This is a genomic window from Streptomyces sp. NPDC005181, from assembly GCF_040608395.1.
In the GTDB taxonomy this organism is placed as follows: domain Bacteria; phylum Actinomycetota; class Actinomycetes; order Streptomycetales; family Streptomycetaceae; genus Streptomyces.
This window is the reverse complement of record NZ_JBEXID010000102.1, coordinates 1-20,786: the sequence shown is the minus strand read 5'-3', so window position 1 is coordinate 20,786 and position 20,786 is coordinate 1. Positions and strand designations below refer to the sequence as shown.

General features: G+C 67.8%; 19 protein-coding genes and 1 pseudogene. 13 read left to right on the top strand and 7 right to left on the bottom strand.

From position 1 onward, the window contains the following. The coding region (locus ABZV38_RS34800) for an amino acid adenylation domain-containing protein (RefSeq protein ID WP_356332453.1) at window positions 1-2,810 on the bottom strand (2,810 nt) is incomplete at its 3' end. Window positions 2,811-3,212: 402 nt separating this feature from the next. On the opposite strand from ABZV38_RS34800, the gene ABZV38_RS34795 reads away from it, so the two are divergent. Beyond that, entirely contained in the window at window positions 3,213-3,728 is a 516-nt protein-coding gene (locus tag ABZV38_RS34795) for a nuclear transport factor 2 family protein (protein WP_356332452.1), read from the top strand. An 83-nt stretch (window positions 3,729-3,811) separates the two neighbouring features. Next, on the top strand, window positions 3,812-4,834 hold the full coding sequence (locus ABZV38_RS34790; protein ID WP_356332451.1) for a branched-chain amino acid aminotransferase: 1,023 nt from the start codon (window positions 3,812-3,814) through the stop codon (window positions 4,832-4,834). Between the two features lie 301 nt (window positions 4,835-5,135). Here ABZV38_RS34790 and ABZV38_RS34785 read toward each other — a convergent pair. Together ABZV38_RS34785 and ABZV38_RS34780 are read right to left on the bottom strand one after the other, a co-directional pair. Next, window positions 5,136-5,276 (bottom strand): annotated as a pseudogene (locus ABZV38_RS34785) (transposase); the annotation flags it as partial. A 690-nt stretch (window positions 5,277-5,966) separates the two neighbouring features. Further along, window positions 5,967-6,461, bottom strand: a complete 495-nt coding sequence (locus ABZV38_RS34780) for a MarR family transcriptional regulator (protein ID WP_356332450.1) — start codon at window positions 6,459-6,461, stop codon at window positions 5,967-5,969. A gap of 262 nt (window positions 6,462-6,723) precedes the next feature. On the opposite strand from ABZV38_RS34780, the gene ABZV38_RS34775 reads away from it, so the two are divergent. The 4 genes from ABZV38_RS34775 to ABZV38_RS34760 all read left to right on the top strand — a co-directional run bounded on the left by ABZV38_RS34775 (window position 6,724) and on the right by ABZV38_RS34760 (window position 9,346). After that, complete coding sequence (locus ABZV38_RS34775; protein WP_356332449.1) at window positions 6,724-7,194, top strand: SDR family NAD(P)-dependent oxidoreductase; 471 nt, start codon at window positions 6,724-6,726, stop codon at window positions 7,192-7,194. A gap of 91 nt (window positions 7,195-7,285) precedes the next feature. Next, window positions 7,286-7,990: a sigma-70 family RNA polymerase sigma factor gene (locus ABZV38_RS34770; protein ID WP_356332448.1), complete on the top strand. Its 705-nt coding sequence runs from the start codon at window positions 7,286-7,288 to the stop codon at window positions 7,988-7,990. Window positions 7,991-8,177: 187 nt separating this feature from the next. Further along, window positions 8,178-8,486: a hypothetical protein gene (locus tag ABZV38_RS34765; RefSeq protein ID WP_356332447.1), complete on the top strand. Its 309-nt coding sequence runs from the start codon at window positions 8,178-8,180 to the stop codon at window positions 8,484-8,486. Next, complete coding sequence (locus ABZV38_RS34760) at window positions 8,483-9,346, top strand: phosphatase PAP2 family protein (RefSeq protein WP_356332446.1); 864 nt, start codon at window positions 8,483-8,485, stop codon at window positions 9,344-9,346. The genes ABZV38_RS34765 and ABZV38_RS34760 overlap by 4 nt, the downstream gene beginning before the upstream one ends. A gap of 15 nt (window positions 9,347-9,361) precedes the next feature. On the opposite strand, the gene ABZV38_RS34755 is transcribed toward ABZV38_RS34760, so the two are convergent. Together ABZV38_RS34755 and ABZV38_RS34750 are read right to left on the bottom strand one after the other, a co-directional pair. Beyond that, a complete protein-coding gene (locus ABZV38_RS34755) occupies window positions 9,362-9,688 on the bottom strand; it encodes a hypothetical protein (protein WP_356332445.1) in 327 nt (108 codons plus the stop codon). A 15-nt stretch (window positions 9,689-9,703) separates the two neighbouring features. Continuing rightward, entirely contained in the window at window positions 9,704-10,177 is a 474-nt protein-coding gene (locus ABZV38_RS34750) for a VOC family protein (RefSeq protein ID WP_356332444.1), read from the bottom strand. A 970-nt stretch (window positions 10,178-11,147) separates the two neighbouring features. Here ABZV38_RS34750 and ABZV38_RS34745 point away from each other — a divergent pair. Further along, window positions 11,148-12,587 (top strand): NAD(P)/FAD-dependent oxidoreductase, encoded by a 1,440-nt coding sequence (locus ABZV38_RS34745; protein WP_356332443.1) that lies wholly within the window; start codon window positions 11,148-11,150, stop codon window positions 12,585-12,587. A gap of 82 nt (window positions 12,588-12,669) precedes the next feature. On the opposite strand, the gene ABZV38_RS34740 is transcribed toward ABZV38_RS34745, so the two are convergent. Then, entirely contained in the window at window positions 12,670-13,590 is a 921-nt protein-coding gene (locus ABZV38_RS34740; RefSeq protein ID WP_356332442.1) for a LysR family transcriptional regulator, read from the bottom strand. A gap of 257 nt (window positions 13,591-13,847) precedes the next feature. Between ABZV38_RS34740 and ABZV38_RS34735 the strand changes: the two genes are divergently transcribed. From ABZV38_RS34735 to ABZV38_RS34710, 6 genes are all read left to right on the top strand, one after another. Beyond that, window positions 13,848-14,636: an SDR family oxidoreductase gene (locus ABZV38_RS34735; RefSeq protein WP_356332441.1), complete on the top strand. Its 789-nt coding sequence runs from the start codon at window positions 13,848-13,850 to the stop codon at window positions 14,634-14,636. Between the two features lie 98 nt (window positions 14,637-14,734). Continuing rightward, window positions 14,735-15,088 (top strand): carboxymuconolactone decarboxylase family protein, encoded by a 354-nt coding sequence (locus ABZV38_RS34730; protein ID WP_356332440.1) that lies wholly within the window; start codon window positions 14,735-14,737, stop codon window positions 15,086-15,088. Between the two features lie 1,011 nt (window positions 15,089-16,099). Next, complete coding sequence (locus ABZV38_RS34725) at window positions 16,100-16,795, top strand: hypothetical protein (RefSeq protein WP_356332439.1); 696 nt, start codon at window positions 16,100-16,102, stop codon at window positions 16,793-16,795. A 5-nt stretch (window positions 16,796-16,800) separates the two neighbouring features. Continuing rightward, window positions 16,801-17,499 carry a DedA family protein gene (locus ABZV38_RS34720; protein WP_356332438.1) on the top strand — a complete coding sequence of 233 codons (699 nt, stop codon included), beginning with the start codon at window positions 16,801-16,803 and terminating at the stop codon, window positions 17,497-17,499. A 6-nt stretch (window positions 17,500-17,505) separates the two neighbouring features. Then, the gene (locus ABZV38_RS34715) at window positions 17,506-19,605 is read left to right on the top strand and encodes a PEP/pyruvate-binding domain-containing protein (RefSeq protein ID WP_356332437.1); all 2,100 of its coding nucleotides are present in this window, start codon (window positions 17,506-17,508) and stop codon (window positions 19,603-19,605) included. Then, window positions 19,602-20,495, top strand: coding sequence for a hypothetical protein (locus ABZV38_RS34710; protein ID WP_356332436.1), 894 nt, complete (start codon window positions 19,602-19,604; stop codon window positions 20,493-20,495). The genes ABZV38_RS34715 and ABZV38_RS34710 overlap by 4 nt, the downstream gene beginning before the upstream one ends. A gap of 170 nt (window positions 20,496-20,665) precedes the next feature. Here the strand turns inward: ABZV38_RS34710 and ABZV38_RS34705 are convergent. Beyond that, window positions 20,666-20,786, bottom strand: a 121-nt coding sequence (locus ABZV38_RS34705) for a zinc ribbon domain-containing protein (RefSeq protein WP_356332454.1), incomplete at its 5' end; no start/stop codon positions are given.

Below are 20,786 nucleotides of genomic sequence, written 5' to 3'. Positions count from 1 at the left end.
AGGGGGACGAAGGCGGCCGGCACCATGTAGTCCGGCAGCTCCGCGGCGACGTGCTTGGGCAGCACGGAGGTATCGAAGCCGCTCGTCCCGGTGGCAGGCACGACGTAGGCGACCAGGCGCTTGTCGCCCGGCTGATGCTCCCGCACGATCACCGCGACCTGGGCGATGTCCGGATGCCGGGCCAGCACCGCCTCGATCTCGCCGAGCTCGATCCGAAAACCACGAAGCTTGACCTGATCATCGGCCCGCCCGACGAACACCAACTCGCCCTCAGGCGTCCACCGCACCACATCACCCGTGCGATACATACGAGACCCACACGCGCCGAACGGTTCGGCCACAAAACGCTCCGCCGTCAGACCCGGCCGATTCAGATACCCCCGCGCCAGCCCCTCGCCGGCAATGTACAGCTCACCGGCCACCCCCACCGGCACCGGCAGCAGACCACCGTCCAGCACATACACCCGCATGTTGTCCATCGGACGGCCGATCGGCAGCAGCTCCGGTACCTCGTCGGCGGCACGCGAGGGACGGCAGGTGGCGAAGACCGTGGTCTCCGTCGGGCCATACCCATTGATGACAGTCACTCCCGGACAGGCGTCCAGCACCCGCCGCACCATCGCGGCCGGCACCACGTCCCCGCCCGTCCACACCTCACGCACCCCGGCAAAACACTCAGGAGACTCCCCCGCCCACAACCGGAACAGCCCGGCGGTCAGCCACAGCGCAGTCACCCCGTGCCGCACGACCAGCTCCCGCAGCGTGTCCGCATCCAACTCACCAGGAGGCGCGATCACCACCGCGCCACCGGACAGCAGCGGAACCCACAACTCGTAGGTCGACGCATCGAACGCCTGAGGCGAATGGAGCAGTACGCGCGCGTGATCACCCGATCGCCACCGGCGATCCAACGCCAAACTCGCGATATCCCGCTGAGTGGTGGCTATGCCTTTCGGGGTACCCGTCGACCCGGAGGTGAACATCACGTAGGCCAGTTGGTCCCCATGCCCCGTAAGGGTGAGCCGTGGCGCCGACGGCTCGGCTGCCGGCAAGTCGTCATCCATCACGACTACCTGGATGTGATGGCCGGCCAGCAGGTCTCGCGAGGCCTGGTCGGTCAATAGCAGGGAAGCCGCCGTGTCCTCGATGATCGAGCGGAGTCGGCCACTGGGAGAGCGCGCGTCCAGCGGCACGTACGCCGCACCCGCTTTCAGGACTGCCAGAATCGACACCACCAGGCCGACCGACCGTTCCTGGAGCAACGCCACCCGGTCCCCGCGCCGGACACCCCGGGCGAGGAGCACCCTGGCCAGCTGGTCCGCCCGCGCGTCCAACTCGGCGTACGTCAGTTCCTCGTCGTCACCGACCACAGCCGTGGCCCCGGGGGCAAGTGCCACCTGCTCCGCGAACAACTCCGCCAGTGTTCCCTCAACCACCGGCTGTGTCGTCTTATTCCATTCCGTCACCAGGCCCGTTCGCTCGGCCGAACTGTGCAGATCGAGCCGTCCGGCCGGCTGATGCGGATCCCGCACGAACGCTTCCACCACGCGCTGGAGGCGATTGGCGATCTGGGCTGCCTTCCCCGCGCTGAACGCCCAGGACTGGTAGTTCACTTCCAGTCGCAGCTGCGTCCCCGGAATGGCCACCAGACTGAGGGGATAGTGCATCCCGCCTGCCTTGTCCACGCCCTCCACGAAGGCAAACCGCAGACCGGCAACCGGTTCACGCAGCACGTCCATGTCCATGGGCGCGTTCTCGAAGACGGTCGCCGTGTCGAACAGTTGGCCAATTCCGACGAGTCGCTGAATCTCCGCGAGTCCCAGATGCTGATGGCTCACCAGCGTGCTCTGCTCGTCCTGGAGACGTGCGAACACAGAGGCCAGCGACTGGTCAGGGTCCAGCCGGACCCGGACCGGGACGGAGGTCATAAGCATCCCCACCATGTCCTCCACCCCCAAAAGTTCCGGAGGCCGGCCGGACACCGTCGTCCCGAACAGCACATCGCTCCGGCCGGTCATCCGGCTCAGAAAGACTGCCCAGACACCCTGTACAACGGTGTTCAACGTCAGGTCCAGCTTCCGGGCCGCCGCCGCTAGCGCTGAGGAGAGCTCGACCGACAGGGTGAGCACGAACTTCTCCGGCGGTTCCGTCGACCGGTCGGCGACATGCGTCTGAGTCACCAGGGTCGGCTCCTCCACGCCGCTCAGGACGTCACGCCACACCGCCTCCGTCCCCTCCCGGTTCTGCGCGGCCAGCCACTCCAGGTAGTTTTGGAAGGGTATGACCGGCGGCAGCCCGGAGTCGTCGCCGCCCCGGCTGTACAGCTCGATGAGATCACCAAGAACCAGGGGCAACGACCAACCATCCAGCAGGATGTGATGGTTGGTAAACAGCAAGACGTGGTGCTCGTCGGCCAACCGAAAGAGGGTGAAGCGCACAAGCGGCGGGGCGGTCATGTCGAAGCGCTGTACCAGGTCCTCGGCCACCAGCCGGTCCAGTTCGTCCCGCTGTGCCTGCGGTGCCATGCCGCTGAGATCCACCTCGGCCCAGGGAAGCCCGACTTCCCTGGCGATGATCTGCACTGCCTCCCCAGACCGTCGCTGCAAGAAGCCGGCCCGCAGACTGGCATGCCGCCGCAGAAGCGCCCGTCCCGCCTCCTGGAGGAGGTCCACCCGCAGCCTGCCCTCGATGTCGACAGCCAGCTGGGTGGTGTAGACGTCCACCGCCTCCTGGTCGTAGAGGGCATGGAACAACATGCCCTCCTGCAAAGGAGAAAGCGGCAGGACTGCTTCGAGTCCCGACTGCTTCACTTCGGCACTCTCCGTTCGACTGTAGGTGTGAGAGGTACTCGTCGGGAGCTGTTCTCGACTTTGAAGCACCACGGTTGGGGTGCGTCGCGCGCGGCGGAGTGCGGGCCACCGCAGCAGCATCGACAAGGTCGCGTCCTTGTCATTCGCGTTGCCGACTGATCCCGCTGTCCGCTGGATAGAGCCAGCTCAAGACCTTGAGAACATACTCGCTTTGCCATACACAGTGCATAGAAGCCCAATAGACAGTTCATCAACAAGCGACAGACCGCACGGCTCGGGCATGGACGGCCACATCGACACAATAAGCAGGCCGTCATCTGTCCTTAGCTCATAATTCTCCTCCAGGCATTCGAGAGCCAGCCGGTGATCCTTGCCTAACTCGAAGTGCATGGAGCAGACTGCGTGCGCCCCAACACCCGGATCGTCCAAGACCTTTCATCGTCTGGTGCGAACTGGGCCGGCATGGGCCCGCATTCAGCACCGCGGCACGCTCTCAATCCATCACGCTCCGAGGTAGCCATGTCTCAACGCACGCACGCGCCAATGGACAACCACGCTGATCGCAACAGTCCGACCAGCGCTGTCCGGCGCTACTACAACCTGGTGGACGAAGGTGACATCGGTGCTCTGATCAGCCTTTTCGAGCCGGACGCGGAATACCACCGCCCCGGCTACGAAACGCTTGCCGGCCACGCGGCACTTGAGCACTTCTACCGCGAGGAACGCGTCATAGAAAGCGGTTGGCACGTCGTTTCGAGAATTATCTCGGAGGGTCCTGAAGTGGCTGTCCACGGCACCTTCGAGGGCATACTCCGCAACGGTGACATGGTCACCATCCGATTCGCCGATTTCTTCACCACGACCCCCCGTGGCACGTTCTCTCTCCGAGAAACATTCTTCTACACCCCCCTTGTCTAAGGAACTGACTGACAATGAACCGATCCGTCTCCCAAGAGAATTCGCCGGTGCGTGCGCCGTTCGGTGAACTATTCACGCCTCACATGGTCACCGCCGACTGGACCGCGGAGAGCGGATGGGCACCGCTTCAGGTTCGTCCCTTCGCCGACCTCCCCATGTCACCGGCCATGGTCGGGCTGCACTACGGCCAGGTGGTCTTCGAAGGGCTGAAGGCCTACCGCAGGGAGCACGGTGTCACCGAGGTCTTCCGACCGACGGACCACGCAGCCCGCCTAAACCGGTCGGCACATCGGCTTGCGATGCCTCCACTGCCCGAGGATCTGTTCCTCACAGCAATCGACCTGCTGGTGGCCGCCGATCAGGAGTGTCTGCCAGCTGACCCCGGCCTCAGTCTGTACCTGCGCCCGCTGCTGTACGCCAGCGAGGCCAACCTGGCCCTGCGGCCAGCGCGGCAATACACCTTCGTGCTCATCGCCTTCGTGACCGGTGGCTTCTTCTCCGACAAGCCGTCACCAGTCACCGTCTGGGTCAACAGGGAATACCCGCGCGCCGCACCCGGCGGCACCGGCGGTGTGAAATTCGCCGGCAACTACGCTCCCTCGTACCTGGCACAGGAAAAGGCCCAGCAGGCCGGCTGCCATCAGGTCGTCTGGCTCGACCCCGCGGAACGCCAGTGGGTCGAGGAACTGGGAGGCATGAACCTCTTCTTCGTCCGCGGCAGCGGACCAGGGGCACACTTGATCACACCGCCGCACACCGGCACCCTGCTTCCCGGCGTCACCCGGAATTCACTCATGCAGCTGGCTCCGACACTCGGCTACCAGGTACGCGAGGAGTCGATATCGGTCGACCAGTGGAGAGTCGAGTGCCTGGAAGGGACGATCACCGAAACCTTCGCCTGCGGAACGGCGGCGGTCGTCACACCCGTCGGCTCCGTACGCGACGGTGACCAGACCTGGCAGGTGGGCACCGGAGCGGCGGGAGCGGTGACACTTGCCCTGCGCGACGCCCTGAGTTCCATACACGACGGTCGGGCCGCCGCGCCGGAAGGGTGGCTACGGACCGTGCACCCCGCCGGGGCCACCGTCGTCACGGAGCAGGCATAGCACGAGACCATCCGACGAGCCCAAGGCCGGCCCCGGAAACTACGGCCCGTCCAGGTCCGATCGGCCCGCGCGGCGAGCCCCGAGGCTGCTATATCGCGTCAAGCTGTTTGAAGGAGATCGTCGGGATGCCGATTGGGTTTCGAACTGAGCATTCGAGGATCTAGAACAGCTGACGGCAGACGGCTCGTTTCAGGCAGCGCTGTGCGTCACGGGAAGTCTTGCCCTCGCTGATCCTGCGGGCGACGTACGTCTTCGTAGCGGGGTTCAGCGGCATGCGGATAAGCGTGATGGTGTGCAGGGCCCGGTTCAGCTGCCGGTCACCGCTGCGGTTGATCCGATGGCGGTTCGTGAGCCCGGAAGAGGCCAGGATTGGGGAGACGCCGGCGAAGGACGCGCAGGCGGCCTCGGAGCGGAACCGGCAACGTCTTCCAGGGCCCAGCATCGGCGTCCCGGGATGTGCTGGCGGGCGAAGTCCAGCAGGCACCGGTATCCCCGGGCTTGGCGGGGGCATCGGTGGTGGCGGTTACGGCACCGATGGGGCTGACAGCGGCTGCGGCGAGGGTGTCCCGGTGGGTGTCGACATTGATGACGCCGTCGACTCGTTCTGCGAGCATGGTCACGCGGTTGTTCTCCTTCAAGAGCTGGGCGACCGTGGTCGGGGCCGGCCTGGGTGGAGTCACCGCGTGGCATAACTGTGATGAGTCACGTCGATATAGCGTCATCACCCTCGCCGACGCGCAGCGGCACGGCGTGCAAAGCGCCGTCTGGCGCACCTTCTGGTGCTGCGCAGGCGACTTCAAGGCGCTGCAGTACAGGCACCGTATCCTCAGCGGATTCCTCGCCGGGACCGGCCTCGTTCTCGACAGACCGGATGGCAGCTGGCGCGTTGTGCTGGTTATGGGGTGGGATGTGATGCCAGCTGATGCGAGCCGGTGGCCGTCTGGCCTGGCAGAGCTGCACGAGAGGTTCTTGCATCGGCCCCACCAGAACTTGCCCACCCGTCACGACAAAGACCGTTGCAGTACTAATACGTCGAAGTCAGTACCGGGCGGAGTCGCGACCCCAGTCGCCGACGCCGGTGAGTGGGGTCGCAGTCCGGAAGGGTGGTGTCGGCAGTGCAGGTGGTGTGACGTCAGTTTGGCAGTTGACCGGGGTACAGGCCGTCGGGGCCGATCGCGCGGTTGATACGGCCGCCGATCTCGCGCAGCTGCTTGACCTGGGCCTTGGTGAGCGGGTCGAACACCAGATGCCTGACCTCCTCGACATGCCTGGGAGCTGTGGCCACGACCTTGTCGAGGCCGGCGTCCGTGAGGATCGCGAGGGTGTAGCGGCCGTCCGTCGGATCGGGCGTGCGGCGCACCCAGCCCTGCTTCTCCAGTCGCGTGACCACGTGTGACAGCCGCGACAGCGAGCCTGCGGCGAGCACGGCGAGCGTGCTCATCCGCAGGGCGCGCTCGGGACCACCCTCGGACAGCCCGGCCAGCACGTGATACTCGAAGTGGCTGATGCTCGCGTCCCGCTGGAGCTGGGCGTCCAGTGCCGCTGGCAGCCGGATCAGCGTGCTGAACAGCGCCAACCAGGCCTGCCGCTCCTCGTCGGTCAACCAGTGGGGCTCGTGTGTGTCCATGCCTACCACCATAGCTTGACGCGTCAAGTCAAAGAGGCGCTCCTTCGGCTTGAATCTTCAAGTTGAAGGACTTGACGTTTCAAGCGACAAGCCCGTAGTTTCCACTTGAAGGTTCAAATCCTCTAGCGGGGGTTCCTGATGAACGTCACTGTTCGTCGCCTGGGGCCGCTTCGGCGCTCACGCCTTCTAGGAGATCAGCCCGGGCCGCACCGCCCCGACCCACCACCCCGCACGCCAAAGACTGAAAAGAAAGCACAAGGAAATGGCCCAGCAAATTGCAGACAAGACAGCCCTCGTCACCGGAGGCGGCAGCAGCATCGGGCGGGCGTCCACCCTCGCCCTGGCCGCTGAGGGCCCCCTGGTGGTTGTCGGCAACCGCACAGCCAAGACCCTGGAGGGAACCGTCCGACCGATCGAAGACGCCGGCGGCTCCGCCCACCAGCTAGTCGCCGACGTCACCGACGAGTCCCGGATCGAAAAAGCCGTCCTGGCCGCGCCTGCAGAAACCGGCCGCCCCGACTTCGACCGGAACGACGACGGCTACGACGGAGAGTTTCGACTCAGCCAGGTCTACTCCACCGCCATGCTGGGCTGCGCGATCGAGCGCGGCGTGTTTCTCTCCAACGGCCGGCACCGTGGGCGAGCAGCGGGTGAACGTCTGCCGGATCTCCGGTTTCCCGGACAAGGGCAGCATCGCCGCCCTGCAGTTGATGGCCCAGAAAAGCAGAAGTGAGCCGAGTACCGTCCCGGCCCGGCGCCCCTCCCCGGAACCGCATGTGGGAGAGAAGCGCGGTGTGAGCAGCCGTCACATCCAAGGAGAAATCTTGCTGCATCAGAATCGACGCATCCCTACCGCCGATGGCACCGACAACGAGATCGCCGCTCCGCTGAACGCCGGCACTCCGAACAGCCCTCACACCGCTGCACCGGATCCAGCCGAACTCGTCGTGCTATTCGAGCGCGAGGCCTTGCCGTTCATCGACCGGTTGTACGCAGCCGCGCTACAGATGACCCGCGACCGCGGCGACGCCGAGGAGCTGATTCAGAAGACCTACCTGAGGGCTTTCGACGCTTTCGGGTCGTTCGCCCGGAGCACAAGCCTTAAGTTCTGGCTCTTCCGGCTCCTGGCCGACACGGCGCTCGACGCCTGTGGCGAGCGGCAGTGCCCGTCGCGCTCAGGCTCTCCAATGGGACGACCCCTCCGCCGGCTGTCGGGAGAAAAACGCCCGACGTTGCATGTTCCCCAGACCGCCGAGGCGCAGGCCTTGGGCCGGCTGCCAGACCACGAGGTGAAGGCCGCGCTTCAGCAACTCCCGCGGGCGCTCGCGATTGTTGTACACCTGGCTGACATTGAAGACTTCTCCCACATGGAGATCGCGGAGATCCTCCGCATCCCCCCGAGCACCGCGAAATCCCGGTTGCACCATGCGCGACGACGTCTGCATTCGCTGCTCACCAGCACCGCACGCCAGCGCGGTCTCCTCGACCGCACGGTCAACAGCTCTGTCGGAGAGTCGGTTTGCGCGTGAGGCGCTGTTCGTCCGAGTGCGGGTGTGAGACCCGCACCGTCGTCCCGTCGCAGCGAGACGGCGGAGGCAGGGGCTCAGAGTGCTTGATGCATCAACAATGTTGATGCGGAAATCGAACCATCAATCAAGTGAGGCGAACATGGGAACCCCAGCCGCGACGGCGCCTGGTGCCGCCGCATCGCGACGCATGACCAGCGAGCAGCTCGGCGCGCCGCTTTGCGTCATACATACGAGGACCAAGCGGTGCCAGCTGCTGACCGATGACGGTCTGCCGTCCTTCCACCGGGCCGCGGCACCGCACATCCGTACCCTCAGCCAGCCCTTCGCCGACGAGTGGACCGGGCAACAGTTCGAGGAACTCGATCGCATCCGCCACACGGCGCGCACCCGCCTCACCCTCCCGGCCAAAAGGCCGAGCCCCGACCGGAGAAAGTCCCGCCCCGCGCCGCACCCGAGCGTCCAAGGCGGCCGCAGCTGTTTCGAGGGCGCGCGATGAACATCGTCGCGCTCTGCGCCCACCGCGCCCGCTACATGGTGTCCAAGGCTTTGTCAGGTCGTTCACCGCGTGTCTCGCGGCCGACCGCTGCCTCATCCCGGATCGCCCTTCGTATCGCCCCCCGGATCGGCATCGTCTTGGCGGCCGTCATCGGCTACTTCGGCGTCCGGGGACTGACCGACAGCTCCCAGGCAAAGGCGCTGCGCAACGCCGCGCACGTCGAGGCGGCCGAGCGGGTCCTGCACCTCGACTGGGAGCCCCAGTTGCAGAGTCTGGTGGTCAACGACCAGGCCATCACCCGTCTTCTCAACTGGATCTACATCTACGGCCACTGGCCGGTCATCGCTCTCATCCTGATCTGGCTGCTGTCCCGGCACCCGGCGCTGTTTTCGAGGGCAGCCGGCGCGATGCTGCTCTCCGGGTCGGCCGGTCTCATCGCGTTCGCCGCGTTCCCGGTGGCCCCGCCCCGGCTGGCGGCCCTGGGTATGACCGACACCGTCACCGAACAGTCCAGCGCCTACCGGGTGCTGCAGCCCTCCGCCTTCACCAACCAGTACGCGGCGATGCCCAGCCTCCACGTCGGCTGGAACCTGCTCATGACGCTGGCCATCCTCGCCGCCACCAGAAAGATCTGGCTCCGCGTCCTGGCTGTGGCGCTCACCATGTCCATGGACGCCACGGTCGTCCTGACCGCCAATCACTACGTACTCGATGCCCTCGCCGGCGTGGTCCTTGCGGAGCTCGGCTGGTACGCGATGGGGCGCCTCCAGAACCGGGCCCGGCGCCAGCAACGGACCACGACGCGGGACACCAACCATCCAGCGCCTTCGGTCTTCGTGCTGACGGGGCAAAGGGGCTGACCACCATGATCCCCATCACCTCATCGATGCCGCGGGCACAGGGTCATACGTCGCGGTCTTCGCCGTCGTGGTCGGAGAGACCAGCGCGTTCATCGGCCTGCTCCTGCCCGGGGAGACGCTCATCCTCCTGGTCGCGGCCTTGGCCCAGCGCGGTTCGGCACCGCGCACCGCGCCTTCACGCAGCTGAAGAAGGACGGCCTGATCGAGGCCGGCCGAGGCCGACGTGCCGTCGTCCGCCAGCTGCAGCAGAAGACACAGGATGCCGCATAGCTGACGCCCTATGAAGTAGGCCACGAACTCCGCTCCCGCTCCGGCCCACAGGAACGAGCTGTCCGCGGGCACCGCGATGGCGTAGTGTCACCGGCCAGGCTGGCGTTCCGTGATCTCCTGAAGTACCCAGCCGTTGCCGTCCGGGTCGCTGAAGGTGGCGTAGGAGGCATAGGAGGTGCGGTCGGGGTGTGGGCCGGAAATCCGCTCCTGGCCTGCGCCGCGGTGGACGGCGTCTCCGGCCTCGTGGCCGTGGTGGAGAAGCCCTCCGGCGTCGTGGAACACCTCGCTCACCTTGATGCCGCGGCCGACGAGCTCCGCGCGGGCCTGCTCGACGTCCGAGACGATGAGGTACAGGCCCTGGGTCGAGCCGGGGGCGGCGGAGATCATTCCCTTGCCGAAGATGATCGAGCACTCGGAGCCGGGCGGCGTGAAGTGCACCAATCGGTAGTCGTCGCTGAACGTGTTGTCGACGTCCAGGCGGAATCCCACCGCCTCGTAGAAACTCTTGGCCCGATCGACGTCGGAGACGGGCAGCACGATGACTTCGAGCTTCAGATCCATCTTTTCACTCCCCTTCATGGCTTCGGGCTCCGCGTGTGTTATCGCAGGTGGAGGGGCACTCGATTCGTCACCTGTCAAATAGATGGCGATGACGTCCCCCGTCGACGCGCCACAGCCAACGAGGCTGCAGGATGCCCAAAATTAGGCATCACCACTGGCAAGGAGGCCTCAGAAGGCGCCCTGAACGCGCCCTTCCAGCGTGCCTCCAGCGTGGCTCGTGCGCATTCTGAAGGAACGGCCCCGTCCTTCCGCTCACGCCGGGCATTACTCGGGCTGCTATACCGAGGCGGGTTGCGTCCTCAGAAGTGGTACAGCGGGTTCCCGTGGGCACTGTCAACTTGGTTGGTGAGCCGAGTACCTGGGACGATCCTCAGGTCTTCTGCGAGGTCGAGAGCTGATGCTCGCCCGCGGGTGATCGTCTCGAACTAGACGCTCCGGCAGTGGTGCACGAAGTTCGACCCGGCCTACGCCCGCCAGCTGCGGCGGCGCCGATCCGAGGCCGGCGACAAGTGCACCTGGACGAGGCCAGCCCAGCTCAGCCACCTGAGCGAAACGGGAGGGCAGCAGCGGTAATACTTCGCCACCTTCAGCTTCGCTTTGGGCGTGGCAAATCGGCGCTGACATCACCGTCACCTATTTGACGGGTGGCGAATCAAGTGCCGGGCCGGCACTTGCTCAACTGGGACAGATCGGGTTGCGGAACCCGAATCCATGAAGGTGAATGGTGCTCCGACTTCGAAACCACCCGCGCGGAGTTCGCCATGCGGTCACCTTCAGCGACGACGGCAACGGCTTGGCGCTTCAGGCCATCTGCCCTATCGAACTGCAGTCATCCGGTGAAGCCGCAGCTCCCAGGCCAGCCGGAAAGGCCGAGCACCGCGGGCCGCGGGGAGGTGGGCCTGGATAACCGCGCGCGCCCTCCCCTCAGAATCCAAGCCCGCGAAACCCGAGAAAGACGCAGGAAACAGCTGTGAACGACACCCACCGCACCTACGACGTCGTCGTCATCGGTGCGGGCCCCGTGGGCGAGAACGTGGCCGACCGGACCCGTGCTGCGGGGCTCAGTACCGTCATCGTGGAGAGCGAGCTGCTCGGCGGCGAGTGTTCGTTCTGGGCGTGCGAGCCCAGCAAGGCGCTGCTGCGGCCGGTGCTGGCACGCGCCGACGCCCTCCGCGTGCCGGGACTGAGGCGGGCGGTGGACAGACCCCTGGACGTGGAGGCCGTCCTGGCACACCGCGACGACATCGTCCAGCACTGGCAGGACGACGACCAGGTCGCCTGGCTGGAGTCGGTCTCTGTCGACCTCGTACGTGGCCACGGCCGCCTCGACGGCCCCCGCCAGGTCGTGGTGACCACCCCCGACGGCGAGACCGTGCGGCTCAGTGCCCGCCACGCGGTCGCTGTCTGCACTGGCACTGGCCCGGCGATGCCGGACCTCCCCCATTTGGACGACGTTCGTCCCTGGACCAACCGTGAGGTGACCAGCGCCGACCGTGTGCCCGGTCGTCTCGTCGTGGTCGGCGGCGGAGTGGTGGCCGTCGAAATGGCCACCGCCTGGCGTGCGCTCGGCGCCCAGGTGACCATGCTGGTCCGAGGCAGCGGGCTGATTCCCCGCATGGAGCCGTTCGCCGGCGAGATGGTCGCGGACGCATTGCGTGACGCGGGCGTCGACCTGCGATTCGGAACCTCCGTCACGTCCGTGACACGAGAGGGAGGAGCCGACGGGGAGGCACGCATCACCCTGGCGGACGGCGGGCAGCTGACCGCCGACGAGATTCTGTTCGCGACCGGCAGGGCCCCGCGCACCGTCGACATCGGCCTGGAGACCATCGATCTCGCTCCCGGCGACTGGCTGACCGTCGACGACACGTGCCGGGTCAGCGCCGTCACGGACGGATGGCTCTACGCCGTCGGTGATGTCAACCACCGCGCCCTGCTGACGCACCAGGGCAAGTATCAGGCTCGGATCGCGGGCGCCGCGATCGGAGCCCGCGCCCACGGTGAACCGGTGGACGACAGCAAATGGGGGGCACACGTCGCGACCGCCGACAGCGAAGCCGTACCGCAAGTGATCTTCACCGACCCCGAGGTCGCCGCCGTCGGCCTGACCACGCGGGAAGCGGAGCGCACCGGGCGCCGGGTCAAGGTGGTCGACTACGACATCGGCGGCGTCGCCGGCGCGTTCCAGTACGCGAAGGGGTACCGCGGCAAGGCTCGCATGCTGGTCGACACCGACCGCGGCACCGTGGCCGGGGTCACCTTCGTCGGCCCAGGCGTCGCAGAACTGTTGCACTCAGCAACCATCGCGGTGACCACCGAGGCGCCGGTCGAACGACTCTGGCACGCCGTCCCCGCCTTCCCCACGATCAGCGAGGTCTGGCTACGGCTGCTGGAAACCTATCGTGGGTAGGCCAGCGGTTCGCAGCACAGCCAGAGATCGTTTTCTCCCGTCGTTCATCCCATATGCACGCGAGTCCGGCGGCCGCACCTGGCTAATCTCCCGCCCCTCGGGATGCCGTGTCGCGTCCGACCAGTGGGGCCTCTCCGGTCACGGTGAGCGCCGTGACCAATTCCTCCAGGTCGGCTCCGAGTGGCGTGTCGCAGTCCCAGACGGCCTCGTAGGCGATCTCGACGGGTACCCCAGCCTGGAGGAGGGGGCGGCAGCTCGTGTGCTCGTGTGTGATCTTGGAGCGAGGCAGGAGTGCTGCGCCCAGGCCCATCGCCGCCCACTCGTCCACCGCCCGGAAGCTCGCGGCCTCGCCAGGGTACGTACGCAGCGCCACGTCGTGGCTGCGGAAGAGTTCGGTGGTGAAGGTGGTCAGTCCGCAGGTTGGGGGGCCGAGGATGTAGGCGGCGTCCACTACGGCCTTGAGTTCGACCGGGCTGTCGCCCCCGGAGGCGTCGGGGTCGATCACGACCACCGGTTCACGGGCGATGACACGGTGCCGCAGGGTGGGCATGCCGGGCACGGCGGGGACGAGCACGATGTCCAGCCGGCCCGCCTGCAGGTCGGCGCTCAGGGGTTCGAGGTCCGCCTCCCGCAGGACAAGGTCGCGTGGACGCTTCAGGGTGCGGGCGGCCCGGAACGCCCGGGCGACGAGTTCAGCCCCGATCAGGGGTGACACACCCACGCGGATCGTTTCGGTGACCGGACTGGCCAGCCGCTGGGCCTCGGCGGCAAGCGTGTCGAGGGAACCGAGGACATGGTCGATCAGGGGCAGGATCCGTGCGCCGTGCTCGGTGGGCCTCACCCCGCGCGGTGAGCGGTCGAAGAGCTTCACGCCGAGCTCCTCCTCCAGCCGCGCGACGCCGCTCGACAGGGCCGGTTGCGTCACCCCGTAAGCCCGAGCGGCGGCACTGAACGACTTCGTCCGGGAGACGGCCTGGGCATAGCGCAACGCCTCGATGTTCACGACTCTCTCCTCCTGGCCATAGCCGCCCGTTATGCCCACATTCGCCCCGATCCTCTACCGGAGCCGTGTGGAGCGCCCTACAGTCTGAGGCGTTCCCCGGACATTCGGGAACCGGTCAGACGCGAGACCCCGGGCCGTCGCCCCGAGCCAACCCCCTGAGGTTCATCCGGCACTCACCCTGACTACCAATGTCCGATATGTGGAGTTTCGCACATCCCTATAACCGCGCACAGAACGCGCACCAAGGAGCACACATCATGCCCAGTAACACCCTCGATTTCACCGGGCAGAAGGTCGTCGTGATCGGCGGCACCAGCGGTATGGGGCTGGCCGTCGCCCGCCGTGTCCTCGAGGGCGGCGGCAGCGCCGTCGTCACCGGCCGGTCCGAGAAGAGTGCTACGGAGGCGGTGGCTGAGCTCGCCGGGTCCGGCAACGCCGTCGGCCTGGCCGCCGACCTGTTCGACCGCGCCGCGGTGGACCGCCTGCGCGACACCCTGACCGAGGAGCACGCCGACGCCACCCTCCTCGTCAACTCCGCCGGCGTCTTCGAGCCGAAGCCCTTCCTGGAGCACACCCAGGAAGACTACGACCGCTACCAGGCCATCACCCGCGCCTTCTACTTCGTGACCCAGACCGTCGCCGGCAACATCATCGCCCGCGGCAGCAAGGGAGCCATCGTCAACATCGGAGGCATGCTCGCGCACCAGGCCATGGCCGCCACCCCGTCCTCGGCATACTCGGTCGCCAAGGCCGGCCTGCACTCCCTCACCCAGCACCTGGCCATGGAACTGGCCCCGTACGGCATCCGGGTCAACACCGTGGCCCCCGCCGTGGTCCGCACCCCGATCTACGAGGCGTTCATCCCCAAGGATGAAATCGACTCCGCGCTCGACGCGCTCAACACCTTCCACCCCCTCGGCCGCGTCGGAACCCCCGACGACATCGCTCCCACCGTCGCCTTCCTCCTGTCCGACCAGACCGACTGGGTCACCGGCGCCACCTGGGACGTCGACGGCGGCGTCAGGGCCGGACGCAACATCTACTGACCGGCCCCCACTCCCCCCTTCTTTTCCGCACATACCGAACCGGCCGCGGGACGCCACTGCATCCCGCACAACCTCGGCCGACCGCACAGGAGCACACCGTGGCCTACCACGAACACACCGACCACCAGTACGCCAAACACATCCGCGCCGGCGCCCCCGAGGCCTTCAAGGCATTCATGGCCTTCGACAACCAGGTACTGCGCGGCAGCGACAAGGTCATCTCGCCCAAGTACACCGAACTCATGGCCGTGGCCGTGGCACTGACCACCCAGTGCGCGTACTGCATCGAGGCCCACACCAAGGCCGCACACTCCGCCGGCGCAACCCAGCAGGAACTGGCAGAGACCGTCATGATCGCCGCCGCCCTGCGCGCAGGCGGCGGCTACGCCCACGGCTTCATGGCCATGAAGTTCTTCGACCAGGCCGACAAGAGCAGCACCGACACCCCGTGACCTGATGCGACGACCGTCGCCGGGCACACCGCTCGGGCCCGCCCGGCGGCGGGCTGGGACTTCGTCGCCGGATGCGGGCGGGCAGGTCGCCGCGGTGCCGGGACAGCGACTAGCGAAGGGGCCGGAAGCCCGCGCGAAGTGCGTTGTGCAAAGAGATTCGGCTGTCCGCAATGCAGTACCTGGTCCTGATGCACATGTCCGAGGCACCGGACCGTCAACTGCGCATGGGCGACATGACCCGTATCGGGCACCGGCCGGCGAGCCAGGGGTTCATCAATCGGGTGCGGTGCAACCAGGACGGCCGCAGCCGGTACACCGTCCTCACCGAGGCAGGCCTCGCCCGCCTGAAGGAGCCTGGCCGACGGATCCGGTCGCCATGTGCCGCCACTTCCTCGACCATCTGTCCGGCCTGGATCTCAAGAAGCTCGCCGCCGCCCTGCAAAACGCTGCGACCTGAGCGCTGCGCACACTCTGCCCGCTGCTCCGGTGGTCGGTCGGACGCTAGGCGTTCCGTCGCAGCAGGCTTTGGCGCCGCCCCTTTCCGAAGAACGCGGTGCCAGTGCGGCCTCGTCGGGGCTGCGTCAACGCAGTGCCCCCTCAGTGCGCCCACAACCAGGCAGCGGCGCCGGTCACTGCCGGCCGGACCATCTACGCGAAGACGATCAAAACTAAATATTTGCTTGACGTAGCAATTTTTTTATCCATACGGTTGACCCATCAACTACCCCAACTAGCCGAGGTGTTCACCATGGGAACTGGCACCGCGACCGCGACCGCGACGGCCATCGCCTTCGCATCGCGCCACTCGACCGGCCAAACAGATCGCTCACAAGGAATCGGGCCGCTCTCCCGCCGCACAGGTTCACCCATGCAGCCCGTCAGCGGGGCGTCGGCGGTCACGGACAGCGGGCGACTCCTGGTGCCGCAGCGCCTCACCCCCGGCGCCGATCGCAGCCGAACTGGCAACCACCGCACCGCTGTTGAGCTCGGGCGGAACCGTTGAAGTCCGCGATGCGCGCCCCCCTGACGCGGTCGGTCGCCGTGAAGCGGACGTTGCATCATGCAGGCACGGGAGTGGCGGCGCTCGCCCTCCTTTACGCGGCCCTCATCGCGCTTTTCCCCGGCGACCGAAACCACCTCGGCCTGCTGGAGTCGGCGCACTCCTTCTCACAGATCCACGCCATCGCCCCCTTGGCCCTGATGGCACTGACCCTGCTCTGGCTGGCCCACCGGCATACCGCGGTCTACGCACGCGCGGCCATCGCGTTGCTGCTGTCCATCACGGCCGGCCTCGTCTTCGCCGAAACCGTGTCCGTGCGCGGGCTGCCGACGCCCGAGGGGTCTGTCGTCCGTGACTACGTGGAGCTGCCCGGAGCCCTCGCGGGTTGGTACCTGCTGATGGGGCTGGCATTGGCCGCCGCCCTGTCGGCCGTGCGGGCGGGCATCGCCGTGATGGTGGTGGCTCTGTCCACGGTGGCGACGTCCGTGCTGACCGCCGACCACCAGATGCACGGCGCGGCGTGGGCTGCGGGTGTGCCTCTCGTGGCGTGGTACGTGGCAGGACGTGTCCAGCGGCCCGGGACACGCAGTCGCGGGACCCCGGACGCCTGGGACCCCGAAGGCCGGGTCGTGCCGTTCCGGCCTCGTGACGGGGCGACACGGCAACGGCCGGCCGCCGTCTCCGTACCGCTGCGGAAGACGGGCTGACGACCTTGCACATCGATGGTTTCATCGAGGCGGCCGGATGGTGGTCCTACGCTGTCGTGTTCGCCGCGACAGCCAGTGAGACCAGCGCCTTCATCGGGCTGCTGGTCCCCGGGGAGTCCGTCATCCTCCTCGCGTCCGCCATCGCGGGCCGAGGCGACCTCAACGTCCTGATCCTGGCCGCCGCCGTCGTGACCGGAGGAATCACCGGCGACAACCTCGGCTATGCGCTGGGCCGTCGGTGCGCGCGTCATCCCGGCAGACGGCGCTCACGCAGGGCCGGCCGCCATCACCCGCACGAACGGGCACAGGCCTTCCTGGTGCGTCACGGTGGCGCGGCGGTGTTCACCGGCCGGTTCATCGGTTTCGTGCGGACCTTCCTTCCCTACGTCGCCGGCATGTCGGGCATGCCGTACCGCCGCTTCTTCGTCTACAGCACCGCCGCGTCGCTGGTCTGGGGCATCGGCAATGTGCTGCTCGGCTACTTCGCCGGGGCGGCCGCCATCGAGTTCCTGCACTCGGCCGGGCCGATCGGCATCGCCGTGCTCGCCACCGTGACCGTGGCGGCCTACGGCGTCGCAAGGCTCCGGAGACGTCGCAGACGCCGCCGCGTCACGCCGACCTCCAGGGTCGTGGCGTACGGCGAGGCCGAGGGGGCCTCCGCCGGTCAAGGGCCGGTACACGCTTTCACGCATTCACAGGAGTAGTGAGCCATGTCAATCGACGATTTCGAACTGGCGGTCATACCGCTGGGCGCCCCTGAGGCCCAGGACCCGAACCTCACCGGCGCCAAGGCCGCGCACCTGGCCCGTGCCGCAGTGGCGGGGCTGCCCGTGCTGCCCGGCTTCGTACTGGTGCCCTCGGAGCGGGCGCCCGAGGCCCCCACCGGGCAGAAAGCGGTGCGCGGCGCCTGGCGGGCGCTGGCCGGCGCACAGGGTTCCGCGCGTGGGGTCGTCGTGCGTTCCTCCTCCGTGTACGAGGACACCGAGTACTCGTCGATGGCGGGGCGCTTCGAGTCGGTGCTGGACGTGCGGGGCTGGGAGGAGTTCACCGCGGCGGTGCGCACCGTGCTCGGTTCCGCCCGGCGGGTGCGGCCCCTGCGGCAGTCCCCGGATGCCCTGCCGGGCGACGGGATGGCCGTGCTGGTCCAGCCCATGCTCACCTCGGCCGTGGGCGGCGTGATGTTCGGCGCCGACCCGGTCGAGGGGCGTTTCGACCGCATCCTGGTCAGCGCGGTACGCGGCGGTCCGGACCAGTTGGTCGACGGCAGCACTCAAGGAGTGCGCTACCAGCTGACCAGGCGGGGCCGGCTGGTGCGGGCCGAACCAGCCGAAGCCCGCGACGAGCGGCTGCTCCCGCACCGGCGGACCGCGGGTCTGGTGGCGCTGGCCAAGAAGACCGAGCGGGTCTTCGGCAGCCCGCAGGACATGGAGTTCGGCTTCGACGCCGAGGAGCGGCTGTGGCTTTTCCAGGCTCGGCCCATCACGGCCATGGCCACGCGCCCGCCGCGCGGCGCACGGCTGGTGGGCCCCGGCCCGGTCGCCGAAACCCTCCCTTCCGTTCTGCAGCCGCTGGAGGAGGATCTGTGGGTGACGCCGATGTCCCACGGGCTGACAGTGGCTCTTGACGTTGCCGGAGCGGCATCCCGGCGCCGGCTGCGCAAGGTGCCGGTGGTGACTACCGTGCAGGGTCGTGCCGTGGCCGATCTGCGGCTGTTGGGTGCGGCGCCCTCACGCCATCCGTTCCTCGATCGCCTCAATCCCGCGCCGGGGGCGCGCCGTGCCGCGGCGGCATGGCGCGTGGGCAGGCTGCGCAGGGCTCTGCCGCTGCTGGCGGTCGACCTGATGGCGGATGTGGATCGCGCGCTGGCCGAATTCCCGCCGCCTCGGGAGATGCTCAGCGGGCAGTTGCTGGACGCGGTCGGCTGGGGCCGCAAGGTGCTGTCGGCGCTGCATGCCCAGGAGTCGCTCGCCGGTGCGCTGCTCGACGGGGGACGTGGCGCCACGGCCGCGGGAGAGGCGCTTGCAGAGCTGGCCGAGGGCCGCGCCCGGGGACTGGAGGAGGGGGAACTGGTGGAACGCCGCCCTGTTCTGCTGGCTCTGCTGCCGCCCACGCTGGCCGACCGCGCACCCCTGCCGGCGCCGATCGGGCGCACCGCGTTGCCGCGTGGTGTGGGAGCGCTGCCGGTGCGTGAGGGGCTGCGACTGCGCGTCCGCTGGGTGCAGGAGATGCAGGCCCAGATGGTGAGGGAACTGGCGCGCCGGCTCGGTGTGGGTGCCTGCGAACTCGGCCTGTCGCGCCTGGTGTTGTTGCGGTGGGAGGAACTCGTGCGGGTGGCACGGGGCGATGGGCTGCCGGCCGACTTCGCCGAGCGGGTGCCGCGTACGGACGCCGGTGTGCTGCCGGACGAGTTCCGTCTGGCGGCCGGCGTTCCCGTGGCCGAGCCCAAGTCCGGTCCCCGTACGCCGGGGCAGGGGTCGGGCGGCGGCTTCGGCACCGGCACGGCCTGGGACGGCCACGGTGAGCGCCCCGACCGCCCGGTGCTGGTGGTCCGCTTCCTGGATCCCGCACTGGCTCCCCTGCTCCCGGACCTGGCCGGGCTCGTGGCGGACACCGGCAGTCCCCTGTCCCACCTGGCTCTCCTCGCTCGCGAATACCGTATTCCCACCGCGGTCGGCGTACCGGGAGCGACCGAGCGCTTCCCCACCGGCACACCCCTGGCCGTCGACGGCGGGACGGGCGCGGTGACCGTGCGCGACCTCCCCCAGGCCACGTCCCTCCCCGCTCAGGCACGAAAGGAGTCGGCAGCGTGACGACCATCCGACTTGCCGGTTACACCGTCGGCGGACTGTCCGCCGCCTACGCCGGCTACTACACGGTGCTCTACCTGACCAGATGGGAATGGCAGCGGGCCCTGATCTCCGCGATCCTGCTCGTCATCGTCGAGGTCCTCCTCGCCACCGTCCTGCTGCTCACCCGTTTCTCCCGGCTGGAGAACCGGCTGGACGAGTCCGAGGCCCGCGCGGAGGATGTGCGCAGCCGACTGGAGCAGACCAGGACGCCCACGCAAAACCGCTTCGCCTGGCTCGCCTCCACCGATCCGAATGCGCTGAACGACACGCAACGCACCTTCGTGTTCGTGCCCGTGCTGATGGTCGCGGGCGCGGTCCTCTCCGCGATCGCGATGGTCATCCAGAAGATCGCCGGCGCGAGCGCCCGGCCGGGCGCAGAACGCCGCCTGGCCGCACGCCTGACGGCCCTGACGGCACCACCGGTCCACGAAGCGGTCTCGTTGGAGGAGCGCCCGGCCGTGGCCCCCGCCCGCCCGGCACGCAAAGCACTCACCGTGACGGTGGCCGCAGCGAGTCTGCCCCTCACCCTGGTCCTGTGGTCCGCACTCGCGGACGCGACCCAGACCCGCCCCGAGCACACGCCCGACGCGTCGAGTACGACCTTGGTCTTCGAAGTCACGACCCGCGAGGAGCAGGACTCCGAAGTCGTTCAGCTCGCTGCCAACGACCTCTGGGAGACCTGCCGCCGCTCCACAGCCGCCCGGAACGACAAGGCAGGCCTCCAGCGGATGGGCGACCACCTCTTCGCCGGTGTCGTCAGCCCCGCCCTGCCGCCGCACGACGTGATGCGTCTGCGTGGCTGCATCCAGGACGCGAACACACACCGCACGAGCGCGGTCGTTCTGGACTGATCCGTCGCTGCGACACACAACCCGGTTTCCATTTACTTGCTTGGAGAATCATATGAATTTACTTGCTTCGCGCAGCAACTCACTTCCGGATTTCCGCCGCAGCCGAGCGCCGAGAGCTGAGAGCTGAGGAGCAGGTGACTCCTCCCCCTGGTAAACGAGGGGGCTTCTCGCTATGCCTGGTTGGCGTCGCGATGGGCCAGCCCGGCCCGTAGAACGTTCACGGCTCCCACCGTGTCCGCGTGCGCGGTGTGGCCGCACGAGACGCAGTGGAACTTCTCCTGGGTGGGCCGG

Excerpts from the sequence above, each read along its gene's own strand:
- ABZV38_RS34780 (WP_356332450.1), bottom strand. The coding sequence starts at position 6,461 with ATGGACACACACGAGCCCCACTGGTTGACCGACGAGGAGCGGCAGGCC.
- ABZV38_RS34725 (WP_356332439.1), top strand. The coding sequence starts at position 16,100 with ATGCGCGCCCCCCTGACGCGGTCGGTCGCCGTGAAGCGGACGTTGCAT.
- ABZV38_RS34715 (WP_356332437.1), top strand. The coding sequence starts at position 17,506 with ATGTCAATCGACGATTTCGAACTGGCGGTCATACCGCTGGGCGCCCCT.
- ABZV38_RS34760 (WP_356332446.1), top strand. The coding sequence starts at position 8,483 with ATGAACATCGTCGCGCTCTGCGCCCACCGCGCCCGCTACATGGTGTCC.
- ABZV38_RS34775 (WP_356332449.1), top strand. The coding sequence starts at position 6,724 with ATGGCCCAGCAAATTGCAGACAAGACAGCCCTCGTCACCGGAGGCGGC.
- ABZV38_RS34750 (WP_356332444.1), bottom strand. The coding sequence starts at position 10,177 with ATGGATCTGAAGCTCGAAGTCATCGTGCTGCCCGTCTCCGACGTCGAT.
- ABZV38_RS34765 (WP_356332447.1), top strand. The coding sequence starts at position 8,178 with ATGACCAGCGAGCAGCTCGGCGCGCCGCTTTGCGTCATACATACGAGG.
- ABZV38_RS34735 (WP_356332441.1), top strand. The coding sequence starts at position 13,848 with ATGCCCAGTAACACCCTCGATTTCACCGGGCAGAAGGTCGTCGTGATC.
- ABZV38_RS34790 (WP_356332451.1), top strand. The coding sequence starts at position 3,812 with ATGGTCACCGCCGACTGGACCGCGGAGAGCGGATGGGCACCGCTTCAG.